The organism is Microcoleus sp. A003_D6 (genome assembly GCF_036702825.1).
GTDB lineage: Bacteria > Cyanobacteriota > Cyanobacteriia > Cyanobacteriales > Microcoleaceae > Microcoleus.
Map to the genome: position 1 here is coordinate 14,282 of NZ_JAUBWA010000082.1, position 19,863 is coordinate 34,144.

Here is a 19,863-nt window from a genome sequence, read left to right on the forward strand (position 1 = left end):
GCGAAGGCGACTGAATCGCTGCCTGAAGCGTCATTATTGCGCGATCGTCCCCTTTCGGTAGCAGACAACAACCCCCTGTCTGCCGAGTCGCCGATCGTCCCAGAACAAAGCCTGCTGCCTCAAAACAGCGAAGCCCGAACTGCTGAGGTTTCTGCACCCGCGCCATTAGCTGGTAACAATACGGTTGATTCCCTGCCACAGATTCAAGACTATGCGCTGGAAAACAGCCTTCAAGGTCAGGTAACATCGGTTTCCCAGCTTTCAGATGTCAAGCCGACAGATTGGGCTTTTCAGGCATTGCAATCCCTAGTCGAGCGCTACGGTTGCATCGCTGGTTATCCCGATGGAACCTATCGAGGCAACCGCGCCCTGACGCGCTTCGAGTTCGCCGCTGGCTTAAACGCCTGTCTCGACCAGGTGACTCAACTGATTGCCGCTGGCACCGCCAACTTGGCGAACAAAGAAGACCTAGTAATTCTGCAAAAGCTGCAAGAAGAATTTGCCACTGAACTAGCAACCCTGCGGGGGCGAGTCGATGCGTTGGAAGCCCGCACTGCAAATCTAGAAAGCAATCAGTTCTCGACTACAACCAAACTGAATGGGTATGTTTTGTTCAACTTGGTAAATGCCTTTGGCGCGGACAAAAAGGCCGATCGTTCGGGGCGAGATGTGGACGACGGCATTATTTTCTCCGATCGGGTGCGTCTGATTCTCACCAGCAGCTTCACGGGCAAAGATAAGCTGATTATCCGACTGCAAGCCGGCAATACACCGAGTTTTGCCGATGCGACTGGCACAAGAATGGCGAATCTGGCGTTTCAGGATGGCGGCGGTAATTCGCTGAGAGTTAACCAGCTCGAGTATCGCTTTCCGTTGGGCGATCGGGGCACCTTTTTCTTAGAAGCCATAGGCTTCCTGGATTTATTCGTCCCGACATTGCACCCGCTAGACGGCGATTACGATACGGTGCTGACTGGATTTGCCCTCCGCAGTCCCATTTACTTTCCCAGCGGGCTTTCTGGGGCGGGCTTTAACTACAACCTCACCGACAAAATCAACATTGGCGGCGGTTATTTGGCAGGAAACCCCACAGCCAACAATCCCAGTCCGGGACAAGGATTGTTCAACGGCCCCTACGGTGCCTTGGCTCAGGTCACATTTCGACCCACGTCTCAGGCAGCCATTGCCTTCACTTACCTGAACGCCTACGACGATGGCAACATCAATGCACCCGCAGGGGGGTACTTTGGCAGCAAAAATTCTGCTCAACCCTTTGGAACAGATAACGCCCTGACGCATGGCTACGGAGTAGAAGCACAGTATGCCTTCAGTCCTAAATTTATCCTGAGTGGCTGGTACTATTTGGCCAACACGACTTCTAAGTCGGGGGTGACGAAAGGTGCCGATGCCACCGTTCAATCCTGGGCTGTCGCGCTGGCTTTTCCCGATTTATTGAAAGAAGGCAACTTAGGCGGCATTACGTTGGGTATGCCTTCTAAAGTCACCAGCAACGATGTTAGTTTGTTTGAGGATAGAAGCACCTCCTTCATGGTGGATGCGTTCTATAGGTATCAAATCAATGACTTTATTGCGGTTACACCCGGTTTGGTAATGATTACAAATCCCGACCACAATAGTGGAAACGATACGGTGTTCATCGGTGTAATTAGAACCAGCTTCAGTTTCTAGCACTTTCCATTTCTAACGATCGCCTGCGGGTAAACGCGCACTTTTTGTGTTTACCCACTTTACCTAACCTGGAGAAAGCTTATGACAGCAACTCAAAATCTCCCAACATCTTCACCGCCAGTCCGTCCCAGTCGAGCCAAACCGTTCAACTGGAAAGCACTTCAACCCTACCTGCTGGTATCACCGCAAACGCTGGTGCTGCTGCTGTTTTTGGTATTGCCGATCGCAGCAATCATCACCGTCAGCTTCTGGAACTTCAACGGTTATTCGATGGTTCCCGGCTTTACGCTGGCGAATTACATCACGGTCTTTACCTCCAAAGTCACAGTCGCAACTTATCTCAATACATTTAAGTTTGCGGCAATTGTGTGGTTGATTTGTTTGCTGATCAGTTATCCGGTTGCCTACTTTCTATCGTTTCACATTCAGAATTCAAAATGGCAAACGATTCTGTTTTTGATTTGCACTGTTCCATTTCTGACATCGAATATTATTCGGATGATTTCCTGGATTCCATTTTTAGGACGGGAAGGGCTGCTCAACCAGGCATTGATGGGATTGCACCTCACCGATAAGCCGATTGAAATGTTTCTGTTCTCCGACTTTTCGGTGATTTTGGCGATGGTGCATCTCTATGCTCTGTTTATGGTGGCACCGATTTTCAACAGCATGATGCGAATCGATCGAGCGCTGGTTTCTGCGGCTGAAGATGCAGGCGCTTCGCCCTTTCAAGTTCAGAAAGAAATTATTTTGCCGCTGTCGGCATCGGGAATTGCGATCGGCACTATTTTTATCGTCACGTTGGTGATGGGAGAATTCGCCACGGTGCGGCTGATGGGCGGCGGACAGGTGGCCTCGGTAGGAAACTTGATTAAAAACCAGATCGGCAGTTTGCAATATCCCCTCGCGGCCGCGAATGCAGTGATTCTGCTGATTGTTACCCTAATTTTGGTGTCTGCTATTTTGCGCGTTGTCGATATTCGTAAAGAACTGTAGAGGAATTATGCAAGGGAAAAAACGCCCGCTATCCTATTACTTTCTGGCTGCTTTCTTTGGACTGTTTGTTTTGTTTCTTTACGGCCCGATGTCGGCCGTCTTCATTCTGTCACTGCAAGGCCCTGAAGGCAATTTAACCTTTCCCATGAAAGGGTTTAGCTTGATGTGGATGCAATCGGTATTTGAAGAACAACGGGTAGGCAACTTTACCGATGCCTTCTGGCGATCGCTGTCGTTGGGATTGATTGTTATGGTGTTGACCGTCATCACCAGCGTCATGTCAGGGATGGCGTTTCGCAGCCGCTTCAAAGGATCGAATTGGATTTTTTATCTCACCATTTCTAGCCTGATTGTTCCCAGTATTTTGATTTCGTTAGGGATTGCGGTTGTGTTCAACTTAGCGGGTTTAGGAAATGCCTGGTATACCTCAGCTTTAGGAGCGCATCTCACCTGGACTATACCGTTTGCGTTCTTAATTATGCTGGGGATTTTCGGGCGGTTTAATCCAGCTTATGAAGAAGCTTCCCGCGACTTGGGTGCAAACGATACCACTACATTTTGGCAAATTGTTTTTCCTCTAATTGCCTCTAGTGTGATTGGGGTGGCGTTTCTGAGTTTTACCTTGTCCTACGATGAATTCACGCGCACTTCTCTGGCGTCGGGAGACACTAATACCCTGCCCCTAGAAATCTTTGGAATGACTACCAACGTCACGTCTCCTGCCCTATACGCTTTGGGTACTCTGACAACTATTTTCTCCTTTGCATTGATTGGATTTGCTTTATTTGCGATCGCTTATCTATCAAATCATCAGAGCAAGCCCAAGCGCGAGTAGACCTCCCATCCAATAATTCTCATACCCTTCGGACGATCGCAAATCTGCGATCGTTTTACTTTGTTTCTAAAATTAAAAAATCTCCGGTTCGACAGCGATCGCCGGATTTGAAGCAAAACCTGTAGCGCTAAGCTGTTAAGCATTTAAACCACCGGGCGGGGCCTGTAGGGTGCGTCAGAAGCGAACACTTACTAAGCAAGGGAAACAAGATAGGGCTGACGCACCCTACAATAGACCTCTTGCAAAAATCCTTTTAATCAAATTCTGGAACGGGCTCTCCGGCCCATTCCACAAGAAAAAAAATTTTGTGGGATGGGCCGGAGAGCCCGTCCTAATTATTTTTGCAAGAGGTCTAATTAATGATTTTAGAACGCATATAACTACCTTTTGAGTCAGATGCCATCAATTCTAAGTATACCGTTTTTGGAACTTCCAAGTATCGACATATCTTGCCGCTATTCAAAAGAACTTTCACTTTGGAAGTTGTTTCGTCATAAGCCACAGCTTGGATAGCGCTAAATTAAACTAATTCTAGTTTCACGGTAATTCTGCAATCCATTTCTCTAAATATTTATAGCCGATCGCCCGCTCATAGGCCACCCTTTCCCCTAAAATAACTTTTACTCGCCTCCCCAATCCAAAATCTAAAATCCAAAATCTAAAATCGAAATGACTCATTCCACCGATACTGTCACCCTGGCCCGCTGGATGGCCGCCGACTTCAGCAACCAAGCCCAAGCCTTTGAAAACCCGCCCTTCTTCGCCCACATCCGCGTCTGCATGAGGCCTTTGCCCGTGGAAGTTCTGGATGGGATCAGCTTGTACCTAGAACAAGCCTACGATATCGAACTGCACGTACCGTACCGAGTCCGAGTTTTAAAATTAGTCCCGATGGGCGATCGAATAGACATCGAAAATTATGCCATAGAAAACGAAGAACAATTCTACGGCGCCTCCCGCGATCTCCAACGCCTGCAAGAACTCAAAAAAGCAGAATTTAAACTAATGCCGGGCTGCACCTTTCTTACGCACTGGACGGGCAACAGCTTCAAAGGGTTTGTTGAACCCGGAAAAGGCTGCATGGTGGTCAGAAAGGGCAAAAACACCTATCTAGACAGCGAATTCGAGATCGATGGAGACAAATTTATCAGTCACGATCGCGGGCGCGACCCAGAAACCGACGCCCACGTCTGGGGAGCCCAGGCCGGCCCCTTTGAATTCACCCGCCGGGCCAGCTTCGCCGACGAAATTCAGATTTGACACAAAAACTGAGAGGCGATTTAGCAAACAACACGCTTGATAAAAGGTTCACAATGCACCAATACCTGGTACATTAACCCAGTATTGGCAAGCAAGATTCACCGTTGATTTATGAAAGTCCTGGTTATTGGTGGCGATGGCTATTGCGGTTGGGCAACCGCACTCTACCTTTCCAACAGAGGTTATGAAGTTGGCATCCTCGACAGCTTCGTGCGGCGGCATTGGGATCTGGAACTGTGCACCGAAACCCTCACTCCCATCGCACCGATTCAGCAACGACTCCAGCGATGGCAAGATTTAACTGGCAAGTCGATCGACTTGTTCGTCGGTGACATCACCAACTACGATTTTCTCAGCAAAAGCATGAGAAAATTTGCACCAGAGGCTGTAGTCCATTTCGGCGAACAGCGTTCGGCACCTTTTTCGATGATCGATCGCGAACACGCAGTGCTCACCCAAGTTAATAACGTCGTCGGGACACTCAACCTGCTGTACGCCATCCGCGAAGACTTCCCCGACTGTCACTTGGTGAAATTGGGGACAATGGGCGAATACGGCACGCCGAATATTGACATCGAAGAAGGCTACATTACGATCGAACACAACGGCCGCAAGGATACACTACCCTATCCCAAACAGCCTGGAAGTTTTTATCACCTTTCCAAAGTCCACGATTCCCACAATATCCATTTTGCCTGCAAAATCTGGGGTTTAAGAGCCACCGACTTAAATCAGGGCGTCGTCTACGGCGTACTCACAGATGAAACCGGCATGGACGAACTGCTAATCAACCGTTTGGACTACGACGGAGTATTTGGGACAGCATTGAACCGATTTTGCATTCAAGCTGCGATCGGTCATCCTCTGACAGTTTACGGCACTGGCGGACAAACCCGCAGCTTCTTGGACATTCGGGATACCGTGCGGTGCGTGGAATTAGCGATCGCCAACCCCGCCGAATCCGGACAATTCCGCGTCTTCAACCAATTCACCGAACTATTCAGCGTCGGCGACTTAGCCTCCTTGGTGCAAAAAGCAGGCACGGCAATGGGATTAAAAGTAGAAATCAACCACCTCGAAAATCCCAGAGTCGAGAAAGAAGAACATTATTTCAATGCCAAAAACACCAACTTGCTAGACCTCGGTTTGCAGCCGCACTATCTCTCAGATTCCCTGATCGATTCTCTGCTGAATTTTGCTACAAAATACCAGCACCGCGTCGATAAAAATCAGATTTTGCCGAAGGTTTCTTGGAAGTAAGTTCTGGTATCTACCTGCGGCGGGGTAAGAGAGTTTTTAACGAACCGCGATGGCGCGAAGGGCGCGAAGTAAGAGAAAAGAAGGGAAGAGAAGAGAAATGTTTGCAAGTTCTGAATCGATTTCGCTGTAGATTACTTTTTTCATATCTATCTTTTTTATCTTTTGCTATGTGTTCTCTGCGTCCTCTGCGCTTAATTTAAAAATTGCATCAGGTTTTTACTGTTGGCTTTTTTAGGAATAAAGCCGTGAAAAGTCGAATTCTCATTCTGTTGCTTTTGGTGGTTCTGCCTGGATGTTCAGCGAGTGCAGTCTGTGCTTATTATTTAATACCGGAATGGGCTGCACTGACGGCGAGTTATCAAAATTACAGCCGAGTTAGCCAATCGCCTGCTGCTGGGGAAAGGGAAATCTTAATTGCCAAAACAGCACAGGAAATTCACCGAATTAATTGCTTTGCTGAAGGTGTAGGGTTGCTTTTAGGTGGGATAATTGGAGCGATCGGAATTCACGGCATTTGTATGCTGCCCCCAGAAAAATCTCGATCGTAATTAGTGGCAATGAATCTGCGAACCGAACCATACTTAAACCAGGCAAGTAAATGGCCGAAAACAGGTCGTCACATTCTGGCACAATTTGACGAAAATACCGTTGTAGTGTACCAAGCCTACCGTCCGGCGATCGGTCTTTTTGCAGCGGAACAAGGTTATTTCGGGGGCGAATTTAGTCTGAATCGCATGAGTTGGATTAAGCCAAACTTTCTTTGGATGATGTATCGATCGGCATGGGGAACAAAACCCGGACAAGAAGTAATTCTGGCTATTTGGCTGAAGCGATCGGCTTTTGACGAAATTTTAGCATCCGCTGTCCATTCTAAGTTCGTTCCAGCAGTGTATGGAAACGAAAAATTATGGCAACAAGCTGTTAAAAATTCGGCTGTACGGCTGCAATGGGACCCAGACCACCATCCCAGCGGCGCGAAACTGGAACGGCGGGCAATTCAACTGGGTTTGCGCGGCAGTGTTTTAGCCAGTTACGCGCGAGAATGGATTGTTAACATCGAGGATATTTCAGAATTCGTGCAGCAACAGCATCAATCTCTAGGAGATTCTCGCCCGGAATTACTTACTCCCTCCGAGACAGTGTATCCTGTTACTAACCCCGACGTTTGCCAAAGACTGGGAGTATCGATTTCGCCAACAATATATCAAGAATAACTAAAGCCTTCTTCCCTCTTATGAATAGACCTCTTGCAAAAATCCTTTTAATCAAATTCTGGAACGGGCTCTCCGGCCCATTCCACAAGAAAAAAAATTTTGTGGGATGGGCATCTTGCCCGTCCTAGTTATTTTTGCAAGAGGTCTAATGAAAGTTTAATAACTTACAGTTTTTATGCTTCTTGTGGGACGGGCGGGACGCCCGTGCAGAAAGGACGGGCGGGACGCCCATCCCACAAAATTGTGTAAATTATTTAATTCGCGATCCTTACTCAATCATTCATCCGTTACATCCGTTACAAAATCCGTTGCCGAACCTTCCTTCCTTTTATGAAAATTGCTCTGTTCACTGAAACTTTTCTGCCGAAAATAGACGGCATTGTTACCAGGCTGATTCACACTGTAGATCACTTGCAGCGATCGGGCGAACAAGTTCTGATATTTTCTCCAGATTACGGGATTAAAGAATACAAAGGCGCCCGAATTTACGGTGTGGAGGGTTTGCCTTTGCCGATGTACCCGGAACTGAAAATGGCACTTCCTTCTCCGGCTGTCGGTCGCCAATTAGAGCAGTTTAAACCGGATATTATTCACGTTGTCAATCCCGCAATTTTGGGATTGGGCGGTATATATTACGGCAAAAAATTCAACATTCCGATTTTGGCTTCTTACCACACCCATTTACCCAAATACTTGCACCACTACGGTTTCGGAGTCCTCGAACCTTTGCTCTGGGAACTGCTAAAAGGAGCTCACAACCAAGCAGAATTGAATCTGTGCACTTCCACAGCAATGGTGGAGGAATTGAGAACCCACGGCATTGAGCGAGTAGACTTGTGGCAGCGGGGCGTAGATACTGAAATGTTTGTCCCCGAATTGGCGAGTCGAGAAATGCGATCGCGCCTTTCTCAAAATAACCCAGACAGTCCCCTGCTGCTGTACGTCGGCCGCCTCGGTGCAGAAAAAGAAATCGAACGCATCAAACCAGTCCTCGCAGCCATTCCCGACGCCCGCCTCGCCCTAGTCGGAGACGGCCCGCACCGGCAAACCCTCGAACAATATTTTGCCGGCACCCCTACCAATTTTGTCGGCTACCTCAAGGGGCAAGAATTGGCTTCTGCTTACGCATCTGCCGACGCCTTCATTTTTCCCTCTCGCACCGAAACCCTGGGCTTGGTGCTCCTAGAAGCAATGGCTGCGGGGACTCCCGTAGTGGCGGCGCGCAGCGGCGGAATTCCCGATATTGTCACTGACGGCGTTAACGGATATTTATTTGACCCCGCCGATGAAGCAGGAGCCCTAGCTGCCACAAAGCGTCTGTTTGCAAATCCCGAAGAACGGGAAACCCTGCGCCAAAACGCTCGCCTTGAAGCTGAACGCTGGGGTTGGGCCGCCGCCGCCACACAACTGCGACGCTACTATCAATCGGTGGTATTTGCCCAGTCCATGCCCTCGGCTGCCTAAATGGCATAAGCTGTCGCGCCTTTAAACAGCACGGACAGCTTAAGCTGTTCGACATTTAAACCACTAACGAGGCCTGTAGGGTGCGTCAGCTAGAACACTTACTAAGCAAGGGAAACAAGATAGGGCTGACGCACCCTACAATACTGTCGCGCCTTTAAACAGCACGGACAGCTTATGCCATTTGAGATTTGAGATTAAAGAATTGAAGGATTGCTAATGACTTATTCTGTATGGGTTTGGATCGCGGGCCTGTAGTTGCATTTTTTGGGAAACTAATATTAGCTTTGCTGCCCCAACCGTCAGTTTGTAGCAAAAACGCGCTTCCTCAAAGACCGATCGCAATTTTTAGCTACTTAGAACACCGTAGCTATCCTGCTGTTGCATTTACCATTAGACTATGAGTAGCTTTGTAAATGACTCGCACACGCGACATAATAGCGCCCTTCACCAGACCGGATACGGTCGCCAAGTGCGCTAAAACAGTCACACCGCGCAGCAGCCGAGCACAGAGCGTCAAATCTACACGGCCGGCGCTCGATCGAACGAAAGCCTCGAAGCTCATTTTCAGGCTGGCAGTGTTCCGAACTCAAGTTAAGGTTTAATGGACGAACCCTCATCAGTATCGAGGTTGCAAACAAAAACAATCGATCGAGCATACATAACAAGCAAACTCAAGTTGCGTCCGCCTGTTTTAAACTCACGATTCATCAAAGCGACAACCGAGTGCCGGCAGGAAAAGCAAACAACTTAAATAGTTTGCACCGCCACAGAATCTCTTCCCCGATCGACCTGCGGGTCAGCCTACCCCCCTCTGAGCAAGCAGTTAATCATGACATTTTCCAATGCTGGTAGCGTTCTGGCTACACTGAGTCAAGTCAATTTTATGGGGGCATTGACCTCGCGTGTTAAGAGCCTGCCAGTTCCTGAATTAGTTTGCCTGCTGGACTTTATCACGGCTGAATTTCAGCAATTTATCCGGGCGATGGACCTGATTAACAATGAAGCACTCGAATCTCTCTTAGAGCAACTGTTAGATGCCTTCACTGTCAAAATTGGTCAAATTCTGCAAGCAGACCGGACAACAATTTTTTTGGTTGACCCCAGCAAAAATCAACTTTGGCACAAAACCGTCGATGTTAGCACAGGCATAGATGTCGAAATTCGCTTGCCGATGGATGCAGGCATTTTAGGCCACGTCGCAACTACCGGAGAATTAGTCAATGTTGCTTCAGCTCGCGATCACGAGCATTTTAGTTCCGAAGTTGATGAACCTGCGGGCTACCACATCAACACTATTCTCTGTATGCCGATTTTTAGCAGCAAGAGCCAACACGAACCAGTAGCAGTGGTCAGACTGTTAAATAAAGCTGGTAATGTGCCCTTTACCGAGGAAGACGAACAGCAGTTTCAGGCTTTTGCTGATTCGATCGGGATTATTCTCGAAAGCTGTCAGTCTTTCTACGTCGTGGCCCGCAACCAGCGAGGGCTTGCCGCCCTCCTGAAAGCCACCACTACTTTGGGGCAAAGTCTTGACTTGGAAACAACTTTGCGCGCTGTCATGGATCAAGCGCGGGACTTGATGCAGGCCGATCGCAGCACGCTATTTTTGTTGAATCGGGAAACCAACGAACTGTGGACAAAAGTCGCAAAGGCCGACGGCAAAACGATGATGGAAATCCGCATTCCTGCTAATAAGGGAATTGCTGGCTACGTCGCTTCGACCGGTCAACGTCTAAATATTACAGATGCTTACGACGATCCCCGTTTTGACCCCTCTACAGACAAGCAAACGGGATACCGCACTCGGACTGTCTTGTGTATGCCAGTGCATAACGCTAAAGGTGAGCTGATCGGGGTGACTCAGTTAATTAATAAGAACCAAGGCACTTTCACTACTTCCGATGAAGAGTTTTTGCGAGCGTTTAATTCTCAAGCGGGAATGGCGCTGCAAAATTCTCAACTGTTTCAGAACGTGATGGTGGAAAAGCAGTATCAGAAAGATATGCTGCAAAGTCTTTCTGATGCAGTAATTTCCACGGATTTGAAGGGGCGAGTTGTGACGATCAACGAAGCAGCGCTAGAATTGTTGGGCTGTCCGGTAAATCAAGCTAAAAGCAAACACAATCCCCAGATTTGGGAAGATAAACTTGTTAATCGCTATGTTTGGGAAGTAGTGCCGATCGACAATTTGCAATTTCGACTGGAAGACAGTCTCAAGAATGCTGCCAGACATTACGTTCCCGAACAAAGTTTAACTGTAGGACTGTTGGTGGAAAAACCCCTAAATTCCCAACAAAAAGAAGCAGAAGAAGCAGAAGCAGAAAGTTATATTTTGGCAGTGCCAGATCCTGAAAACCCTGATTTCTATTATGCTTGGGGCGAAAACAGTGCGTGGACTGAAGAAGTAGCGCTAACAGAATTAGCTAATTCTCAATCTCTATTTTCGCTGCCCAATTCTGCGCTATATCACCCTTATTGTCCGCTTCCCATCCCCGCCTCTGAAATTAAAGTAATTGAACGCAGTTTGAATTTGACTGTCAACCCGCTGCTCAATCCAGAAGGCGGCGTGCGCGGCGGTTTAGTGGTGCTCGAAGACATCAGCCGCGAAAAGCGGATGAAAAATACTATGTACCGCTACATGACTCCCGGAGTCGTAGATAAAGTGATGGCATTGGGCGAAGGCTCCCTGATGGTGGGCGAACGCAAAGAAGTTACTATTTTATTTTCTGACATTCGCGGCTATACCACCCTGACCGAAAATCTGGGAGCGTCGGAGGTGGTATCCCTGCTGAACCAGTATTTTGAGACGATGGTGGAGGCCGTTTTCCACTACGAAGGTACTTTAGACAAGTTTATCGGCGATGCTTTAATGGCGGTGTTTGGCGCGCCCCTGCCGCTGAATCCTCCCGAAAGTCACGCTTGGATGGCGGTTCAGTCGGCTTTAGATATGCGCCGGCGTTTGAAAGAGTTTAATGATTCTCGCCCCGGCAAAGATCCGTTTTGCTTCGGAATAGGAATTAGTTCGGGAGAGGTGGTTTCGGGAAATATTGGTTCCGAAAAGCGGATGGATTACACGGTCATCGGCGATGCGGTGAATGTGAGTTCGCGCTTGGAACAGCTTACAAAGGAGTACCGCTGCGATATCATTTTGAGCGAATTTACTTACAGTTTGTGCAGCGATCGCATTTGGGTGCGAGAGTTGGACAAGGTGCGGGTTAAAGGCAAAAATCAGCCGATCGGCATTTACGAGTTGATGCAAAATAGTGCTGACCCTCTGGACGGGGAAACCCAAAATTTTTTGGAACTTTACAGCAACGGTCGGGATGCTTATATTGCTAGAAATTTTCAGAAAGCTATTAGTTTTTTTGAGGCGGCTTTAGCGATTCGACCGAGCGATCGACCTGTGGAAGTTCACATTGACCGATCCCTCAGCTATTTGCAAGTGCCCCCGGCCGACGATTGGGACGGCGTGCATACTATGACAACAAAGTAGTAAATTGTATCACATCCGAGTGCCAAAATGTAAAAAGATTGGATAAAGTTTTGATATCTTCCTAATGACAGAGTTAACAAGTGGCAAAATGTGAAAACATAAATCGGATGGCACATTAAAGTTAGTATTTATTTCCAGGCCAACAATAAAATGAATTATTTATCTGTTCCGAATGCCACAAAAGCCGATCGCATTCTGGTGGTAGATGACGCACCAGATAATGTTTTGTTGGTGCAGACAATTCTGGAAGAAGAAGGTTACGACATTAGCACGGCCGATAACGGCTTTTCGGCCTTGAGCCAAATTGACAAGTCAGCCCCGGATTTGTTACTGCTAGACGTAATGATGCCGGGAATGGACGGTTACGAAGTCACGCAGCGAATGCGACAAAATAAGGAATTGCCCTTTATCCCGATTTTGCTGATCACAGCTCACGACAGTGCGAGCGTAGTCCAGGGACTGGACATGGGAGCAGACGATTTCATCCGCAAACCCGTGGAAATGGACGAACTGCTGGCGAGGGTGCGATCGCTCCTGCGGCTCAAACACAGCGTAGACGAACGAAATTCGATCGCCCTCCAGCGCGAAGATTTTGTCTCCCGACTCGCTCACGACTTGCGGACGCCCCTGGTAGCCGCCGATCGAATGCTAACCTTAATGCAGCAGGGGGCTTTGGGAGAAATCTCGCTTCCGATGCGCGACGCTTTCGGGACGATGGTTCGCAGCAACAAAAACCTGATCGCGATGGTAAATATGCTGCTGGAAGTCTACCGCTACGAAGCAGGCCGCAAATCCCTAAGTTTCGCTCCCGTGGACTTGCGCCAGCTTATTGCAGAAGTAGCTGAAGAACTAGCTCCCCTAGCCGATGCTAAAAGTTTGTCGCTGAATTTAGACTTGAGTGAAAGTGCACAAAGCGCTCCGATTGCGAAGTATCCGGGCGATCGTCTGGAACTGCACCGCTTGCTGACAAATTTAATCGGAAATGCGATTAAATTCACCGACAGCGGCTCAATAGATGTCCGCTTAAAAGCTGCCAATTCACCTGCTTATACCAGCTTCAAAAACCAACCGCTGGCATGGGTAATCATAGAAATCCAAGACACCGGCGCCGGCATTTCTCCCACCGAACAAGCAAAGTTATTTGAAAGGTTCGGCCCGGGAACTCACAAGAAATCCGGTACAGGTTTGGGACTGCACCTCTGCCGCCAAATAGTCGAAGCTCACCGCGGCACGATCGAGGTAAAATCTGAGTTGGGCCAAGGCAGTTTGTTTACTATTCGCTTGCCTTGTTAGAGCGATCGGGAAACCGCAGATTAACGCAGATTAACGCAGATGCCTTTCCTGATAAAAGAGCGAATGTTTGCAATAGGAGTATTGTAATTGTCGGCTGCTTTTCGGCGCATCTTGCCACTGATAATTAGTCTCCAATCCGCGCTCGATCGCCATGATACCGCTCGTGCGATCGTCTCCGCAAGCAATGCAACCGGAAAATCATTATACCGATGTCATATAATTACTTGGTCACGGAATTTACCAGAAAGAATTGGTTTAAAGCCCAAAGCCCGATCGGGAGAAATTAAAAGAAGACTATTCATTACTCCAATCCTCTTCCTTCCAGGTAGAGGTCGCTATCTTCCGGTCAACTGTCAACTGTCAACTGTCAACTGTCAACTGAAGGCTATATGTCTAACTGTCCAGTGTGCGGTGCTGAATACATAGAAGAAAAAGCAGAGTTTTGCTCAATTTGCTGCTGGGATTTGACTCCCTACGCGCAGCGTGCTAAGCCTTCCAAAACTTATTTAAAAAAAGAACAAGTTAGATTGCAGTGGGCAAAACAAATGTGGGAATTGGCCCGCAATCAACAAAATTGGTCAGCGCGATTTGACGAGTTGCAACAGGAATTGCAGCAAGGTGCGATCGCCCGCACCTACCTTCAATCTCAGTTAGAATGGGTTTTGTACCGCCTCGAACAACTAAACCCCGAATTCATTGTCAGCACTCTACGAAGGCTGGAAGACAAAATCGGCGCCATACCCGACAAAACTCCGGCACTTTCCGAAGTGGGGATGGATTACCGGCAACTGACAAAGCTGTTAGAAACCGGAAAATGGCGCAAAGCTGACGAACATACTTGGGAAATCTTGCTGCAAATTACTCTCAGGGAAGATGAAGGCTGGCTGAGTGCAGCCGATATTGACAGTTGTCCTCCTACAGACCTTCGCACGATCGACCAACTTTGGCAACAATACAGCAGCGGGCGGTTCGGGTTGAGCGTGCAGCAGCAGATTTGGGAAAGTACCGAGGCAAATTATACTGAATTTTGCGATCGAGTCGGCTGGCGAGTCAAGGAAAATTGGAAATATTACAGCGAGCTCTCCTTCAACGAAAATGCTCCCCCCGGACACCTCCCCGTCACCGCATGGAGACAGCGCGCCTGTTACGGTGCGGGTAAACTCACCGCAGCAGAAAACTTTGCCCGCATCGCTGCGAAACTTGCAACTTGCGCTCCCTAATCATCCAAATTGACACTCCCCGCGCTAAAGCGACGGGGATTCTTAAGACTTTCCAGCCTTAATATCCCTATTGCCAGGGTTTCCGGGCGCAATCCTTTTGCCAAAAATGGCGGTCTGCTATCAAGCGTCTTACAAGGAGCTGCCTCGGTCGTGACTTTCCTCCAGTCCGGGGGTAGGTTTTAACGTCTTTTACTGACGATTTAATCGGTTCAGAATCTTAGTATTGGTTGTGATTAATTATTTTGAGCATCCGTACTGCTGTTAAGCTAGATACTTGATTTCTCAAAATTCGCAACTTTCGACTCTTTTGACGATAGCACACTTGCCAGACATTTGTGCAATTGGTATATGTGATAGGCAGGATAAATCCTGCCATGCCCTTTCATCCCTGGACTAAAGTCACAGGGTTTTCAGGGTATTTTTTATAAAAAATTCAAAATCGACATTAGCTGCTATAATCAAAACGGTTCAGCAACTGGGGCTGTGGCTCAGATGGATAGAGCAAGCGCCTCCTGAAGAATCGGGCACCCTGCGAGGAAACTCTGGGAGTGAATGTGGTCAAACTCGGTGAAACCTAAAGAGTTCATGGGTTCCTATGACTCTAAGGCAATACCAAGCCAAGCCTGAGTTCATAGCGATTATGCGATCGCTATTATTGAAATCAGGAAGGTCTAGAGACTAGACGGCCACCGCCTAAAGGCTGCAAGCCTATGGTGAAGGTATAGTCCAGAGAGTGGGGAAACTCACACAAATCTGAAGCGCTAGGTCGCCGGTTCGACTCCGGCCAGTCCCGTTAAAAATCGAGAACAACTAAAAGCAGAAGGGTGAAGCCTGAGTTTGACCCTTCTGTTTTGCATATCCGCTAACGAATTCACCCAAAGGTGTCCTCTATATCAATTCCGGCTGCACCGGAATGATATAGAGGAAACGGCAGTGCCGTTTCCCTACCACGATCGATTGTAGGGAAACGGCAGTGCCGTTTCCTCCGTTTATATCATTCCGATGCTAACGGAATTGATATTAATCTCAAATCCCCTCCCCTGACCTGAGTTTAAGCCCCCAACACAACCTGTAGAGTCAATCTCAAATCTCAAATCTCAAATCTCAAATCTCAAATCCCCTGACCCTTTTTTAAATTTTAATTTTTAATTCCTGTTAGTGGGCTGTACGTGCGGTATTTTTTGTTATGGTTCCTGTGTCAGCTATGCAAAGTTTTTATAGGTTTAGATGTGGTTAAGAATCAATTCAAACACGCGGCGTTACAAGCGTTTGAAGACTTCACGCAGTTTTTGGTTCCTAGTAGGACTTTTGATGGCCTGTTGGTTTGGCTATCAGCAGCTTAAGAGCGAATTTCACAGACCCCAAGCTTTGTTAGTTCTAGGTGGGGCTACGGAGCGAGAGGTGTTTGCAGCCAAATTTGCTCGCAACTATCCTGAATTGCCGATTTGGGTGTCTTCTGGGAGCAATCCAGAGTTCGCAGAATGGGTGTTTTCAGAAGCGGGAATTAAGTCCGATCGCCTGCACTTAGACTACAGAGCGGTGGATACGGTAACAAATTTTACCACCCTGGTAGATGAATTGAAAGCTAGAGGGATTGAGAGCGTGTATCTGATCACTTCAGACGATCATATGCGGCGAGCTCAGATTATCGGCGAAATCGTGCTCGGCAGTCGAGGCATTAGTTTCAAGCCTGTGGCAGTTCCGTCTGGTCGAACCCCCGAACCGATACAAAAAGCTGTTCGCGACGGCGCTAGAGCTATTCTTTGGCTGACAACCGGTTATACAGGTGCTAACTTCAGTCAAGGCAGAATTGAATAAACCCAGGAAAGTATTGAGCAAGTGTTAATTTTTTGCCATTCTCTCTGGTTTTAAAACTTGTTTTCTAGAGCGATTTAACGAACCGCTAAGGATCGCGAATTAAATAACTTACAATTTTAATTGTTATTGTGGGATGGGCCCCAGAGCCCGTCCCATTAATTGATGAAAAGGATTTTTGCAAGAGGTCTATTATTCCGATGCAACCGGAAACGATATAAATTATACAAAACATCCTTCAAGCTGCATCAGCGACCCAAATCGTGCATCGCATTAATTTCGATCGCACATCTTTGAGTCAGCGCTTGCAACTCCTCGCGATCCGAGGAACCGGGCGCTTCAATTAGCTTGCCAATTCGTATAGTTAACGGCACCGGTTGCGGCACTAGCAAACCTTTGATAGAAATCGCATGAGTTCCCCACAAACTAACAGGTAACAGCGGCGCTTTAGCCTTAGCAGCGATCAGTGCAGCACCTAACTTCGGTTCAGTAATTCTGCCGTCAGGGGTGCGAGTTCCTTGCAAAAATACACCTGTCGCCCAGCCCTTTTCCAAAGACTGGATAGCCGAGCGAATTGCACTGCGATCGGCACTTTCCCGCTTCACTGGATAAGCACCGTAAAGCGTAATTGCCTGCTTCAAAATAGGAACTTTAAATAACTCTTCCTTCGCCATAAATGCGACCGGCCGCCTCATGCAACTAGACAAAATCGGCGGGTCAAAATCGCTGGCGTGATTGCTGACTACCACCAGCGGCCCTTCGGTCGGAACATTTTCTGCACCGTAGATGCGGCCGCGAAAGTAGAGGTGCAGCATCGGGCTGACAATCGACCACTTGAATAAATAGTAGAGAAGTAAACTTTCGATTGGTTCGCGACTTTTACTCACAGAAAAACCTGAAATTTTAAATTACATCGAATATTAGCCTATCAGTTCAGCAATCAAAACAGTAGCACTACACGGATTTTGACACGGATACACGGATAGGCCCAGCGATCGGACTGTTTAGCTAATTGGCTAAGTTGACTATCATCAGTGTATCCGTGTCGTGCTGTTAGATGATTCGGCGGTTGAAACCGCTTTGCAAGCTTGTGTAGCGCCAGAATTTATTCTGGCGAATTTTTTGCAAGAGTTCAATTTCCAGCTAGCATGGCTTTTTGTCCATCAGGCGAAGTCGCGTAACCCAAGAAATCCTTAACCGCTTGGCTGGGAGGATTTTTGTAGGCGTAGTACAACTGCCGCTTGTAAGGATAGTTACCAGCATCGGGCGTCGCACCGTTGACAGGAACCACCCGCACCGTTTTCTGATTGACTACTTGAGCAAAAGTCGCATAGCCGATGCCGTTATTACCTAAAGCTTGCAGCAGGGGAGTTGTCGCATCTCGATCAAGCTTAGTGATATTCGGCCCCGTGCCAAACTCCCCACCTCCGAGCACTTGTTCTTTAAACGTTTGGTGAGTGCCGCTAACTTCGGGTCGATTTATCACCTTAATCGGACCCGCCGTGCCGCCTACTTTTGACCAATCTTGAACATTTCCCTTGAAAATATCTTGCACTTGAGCCGAAGTTAAACCTCCTGTAAAGGGGTTGTTAATGCCGACTACAAGGGCGATCGTATCTAGGGCAACGGGTACCGCTGCCAAACCCTGACCTTGTTCTTGAGCCGTCAAAGGTCGCGATACCGCTGCAATATCGGCTGTTCCCGCCACCAAATCCTTAATTCCGTTTGCAGAACCATTTGCTTTGGCATCGACTGTAGTGCCGGAAAACTTGCCTTGAAAGCCGTTCTTGAGGTTCTGATTGATTGTCACCATGCTGGTAGAACCGTCAATTCTCACGGCCGTGCCCGCAGGTACGGAAGTTGGAAGCGCAAAGAAACTAGCGGCAACAGGCGCAGCACCCCCGGCTGCGGGTGCGCTCGGAAGGGGCGAAGCACCACCACCGCCTGCGGGTGTTGGGGGAGTGGAGGGATTATTAGCATCCTGTGCCGCTGGTTTGTTGAGAAAAAAGAACCAACCGCCACCGGCGAGCAACAGAAATAACAGAATAAAAACTATGGGGGGAGGCCCGCTCTTAGCCATAAATTCTCCTTAGTTGGGAAGTTGTTTGTTGTTGGAATCGTCTAGCATTTGCAGCCTGCGATTAACTTCATCGTCTAAGGTCATGTTTTCTAATTCTGCCTGAAGTCTTTCTTGGGGGTTTTCAGATAGCTCTGCTAAAGCTTGCTGTTGGATGTTGCGGTTGTGGACGGCGTTTTTGGCTTGGTCAAATTGCGATCGAGCTGAATCGATACTGAGGTCGTTATTGACTTTGGATATGGCTGCGAGGGCTTCGTTAATCTCTGCCATATCTTTCATATTTTGCATATCAGTTTTGTAGGCTTCCAGCTTCGTCCGTTCTCGATTTAGCTTGTCTTTGGAAGCGTTGACGTACTGTTCGGCCTGTTTTACTTGGGCTTCCAACTGCGGCAGGATTTGTTCTGTCTGAATTACCTTAGACATTGCCAAGCGGGCAGCTTCTTCGTTGCCGTTGCGCTGGGCTGTGATGGCTTGGCGCTCGGTTGTTTGCATTTCCCTAACTTTTTCTTCATATTTAGTTTTGGCGCGCTGGTACGCTGCAACTTGGGTGGAGACTGCTACTGCTAATTTTTGCACTGATTCTTGCATCGATCGCAGCGACTCTTCGGCCACCGCCACCGACACCTTACCGCCGGATTCTACGGGCAGTCCCCACATCCAGTTCCAGGCGCCTACTATGGTTCTGCCTGCCTTGTCGCCCATCAACCAGTAAAGGACTTTTTTCATCAGAACTATGGGTTTGAAACCCCGTCGTTTTAGGACGGCTTTACATTGAATTGAATCCCCTCGCGGGGTGGAGGGGTATGGTTGCCCCTCCGTCGAGGTATGGTTGCCTCGTTCTCCTTGCGGAGTTAAGTTAGCTTCGCCAAGGTTTTAAGAGCTTGTTCGGCTGAAGGCACTGTTCCAGTGACCTTAGAACTGTTTAACCTTCAGCGACAGAGCAAGGGACTAGCTTCGCATCCCAGGGTGTCATGACTCCAAAAACGTAGTCTGCCAGAGACTGAGGCTGGTCAGGATGGCTTTCTAGATTTCTCTTTCAAGCCTTATGCCTTCAGGCTAAGGTTCCTGACACAAACACCAGATAAGCTTGGTTTTTACGCCCAGTGTACATCAGGATTTGTCGATCGCCCCGAAGAGTCGATCGATATCTACATTTTTACTAAATATTTTCGGCTCTCCTGAACTTGTGGTGATAATTTTATCTAATCAGAAAAACAAGCTAATACGCGATTTCTGAAATTATGAAA

The 19,863-nt window shown here is 48.0% G+C and carries 17 protein-coding genes; 12 read left to right on the top strand and 5 right to left on the bottom strand.

The genetic code is table 11. The features are described from left to right. The 3 genes from QUB70_RS21280 to QUB70_RS21290 form a co-directional block, all read left to right on the top strand. Positions 1-1,689: iron uptake porin (locus QUB70_RS21280; protein WP_332983268.1), on the top strand; the 1,689-nt coding region annotated here is incomplete at its 5' end. 81 nt (positions 1,690-1,770) lie between these two features. Further along, entirely contained in the window at positions 1,771-2,685 is a 915-nt protein-coding gene (locus QUB70_RS21285) for an ABC transporter permease (RefSeq protein ID WP_332983269.1), read from the top strand. Positions 2,686-2,692: 7 nt separating this feature from the next. Continuing rightward, the gene (locus QUB70_RS21290; protein WP_332983270.1) at positions 2,693-3,520 is read left to right on the top strand and encodes an ABC transporter permease; all 828 of its coding nucleotides are present in this window, start codon (positions 2,693-2,695) and stop codon (positions 3,518-3,520) included. 352 nt (positions 3,521-3,872) lie between these two features. Here QUB70_RS21290 and QUB70_RS21295 read toward each other — a convergent pair whose 3' ends face one another. Both QUB70_RS21295 and QUB70_RS21300 read right to left on the bottom strand, forming a co-directional pair. Further along, positions 3,873-4,031: a KTSC domain-containing protein gene (locus QUB70_RS21295; protein ID WP_332983290.1), complete on the bottom strand. Its 159-nt coding sequence runs from the start codon at positions 4,029-4,031 to the stop codon at positions 3,873-3,875. A 26-nt stretch (positions 4,032-4,057) separates the two neighbouring features. Next, the gene (locus QUB70_RS21300; RefSeq protein WP_332983272.1) at positions 4,058-4,198 is read right to left on the bottom strand and encodes a hypothetical protein; all 141 of its coding nucleotides are present in this window, start codon (positions 4,196-4,198) and stop codon (positions 4,058-4,060) included. Between QUB70_RS21300 and QUB70_RS21305 the strand changes: the two genes are divergently transcribed. The 9 genes from QUB70_RS21305 to QUB70_RS21345 all read left to right on the top strand — a co-directional run bounded on the left by QUB70_RS21305 (position 4,190) and on the right by QUB70_RS21345 (position 16,542). After that, positions 4,190-4,780 (top strand): chromophore lyase CpcT/CpeT, encoded by a 591-nt coding sequence (locus QUB70_RS21305; RefSeq protein WP_332983273.1) that lies wholly within the window; start codon positions 4,190-4,192, stop codon positions 4,778-4,780. The two genes, QUB70_RS21300 and QUB70_RS21305, sit on opposite strands and share 9 nt — an antisense overlap. Before the next feature lie 111 nt (positions 4,781-4,891). Next, positions 4,892-6,040 (top strand): NAD-dependent epimerase/dehydratase family protein, encoded by a 1,149-nt coding sequence (locus QUB70_RS21310; RefSeq protein WP_332983275.1) that lies wholly within the window; start codon positions 4,892-4,894, stop codon positions 6,038-6,040. Between the two features lie 245 nt (positions 6,041-6,285). Continuing rightward, positions 6,286-6,588, top strand: coding sequence for a hypothetical protein (locus QUB70_RS21315; RefSeq protein WP_332983276.1), 303 nt, complete (start codon positions 6,286-6,288; stop codon positions 6,586-6,588). Between the two features lie 9 nt (positions 6,589-6,597). Further along, the gene (locus QUB70_RS21320) at positions 6,598-7,254 is read left to right on the top strand and encodes a DUF4291 domain-containing protein (protein WP_332983278.1); all 657 of its coding nucleotides are present in this window, start codon (positions 6,598-6,600) and stop codon (positions 7,252-7,254) included. A 330-nt stretch (positions 7,255-7,584) separates the two neighbouring features. Beyond that, the gene (locus QUB70_RS21325) at positions 7,585-8,718 is read left to right on the top strand and encodes a glycosyltransferase (RefSeq protein ID WP_332983280.1); all 1,134 of its coding nucleotides are present in this window, start codon (positions 7,585-7,587) and stop codon (positions 8,716-8,718) included. An 829-nt stretch (positions 8,719-9,547) separates the two neighbouring features. Next, positions 9,548-12,211, top strand: coding sequence for a GAF domain-containing protein (locus tag QUB70_RS21330; RefSeq protein ID WP_332983281.1), 2,664 nt, complete (start codon positions 9,548-9,550; stop codon positions 12,209-12,211). Positions 12,212-12,361: 150 nt separating this feature from the next. Next, on the top strand, positions 12,362-13,504 hold the full coding sequence (locus tag QUB70_RS21335) for a hybrid sensor histidine kinase/response regulator (protein ID WP_332983282.1): 1,143 nt from the start codon (positions 12,362-12,364) through the stop codon (positions 13,502-13,504). Positions 13,505-13,893: 389 nt separating this feature from the next. Continuing rightward, on the top strand, positions 13,894-14,724 hold the full coding sequence (locus tag QUB70_RS21340; protein ID WP_332983283.1) for a GUN4 domain-containing protein: 831 nt from the start codon (positions 13,894-13,896) through the stop codon (positions 14,722-14,724). A gap of 1,227 nt (positions 14,725-15,951) precedes the next feature. After that, positions 15,952-16,542: a YdcF family protein gene (locus QUB70_RS21345; protein WP_332983285.1), complete on the top strand. Its 591-nt coding sequence runs from the start codon at positions 15,952-15,954 to the stop codon at positions 16,540-16,542. Between the two features lie 245 nt (positions 16,543-16,787). On the opposite strand, the gene QUB70_RS21350 is transcribed toward QUB70_RS21345, so the two are convergent. The 3 genes from QUB70_RS21350 to QUB70_RS21360 form a co-directional block, all read right to left on the bottom strand. Continuing rightward, on the bottom strand, positions 16,788-17,426 hold the full coding sequence (locus tag QUB70_RS21350; RefSeq protein ID WP_332983286.1) for a lysophospholipid acyltransferase family protein: 639 nt from the start codon (positions 17,424-17,426) through the stop codon (positions 16,788-16,790). 245 nt (positions 17,427-17,671) lie between these two features. After that, positions 17,672-18,619 (bottom strand): phosphate ABC transporter substrate-binding protein, encoded by a 948-nt coding sequence (locus tag QUB70_RS21355; RefSeq protein ID WP_332983287.1) that lies wholly within the window; start codon positions 18,617-18,619, stop codon positions 17,672-17,674. Positions 18,620-18,628: 9 nt separating this feature from the next. Beyond that, complete coding sequence (locus QUB70_RS21360; protein WP_332983288.1) at positions 18,629-19,342, bottom strand: PspA/IM30 family protein; 714 nt, start codon at positions 19,340-19,342, stop codon at positions 18,629-18,631. Positions 19,343-19,863 lie beyond the last annotated feature (521 nt).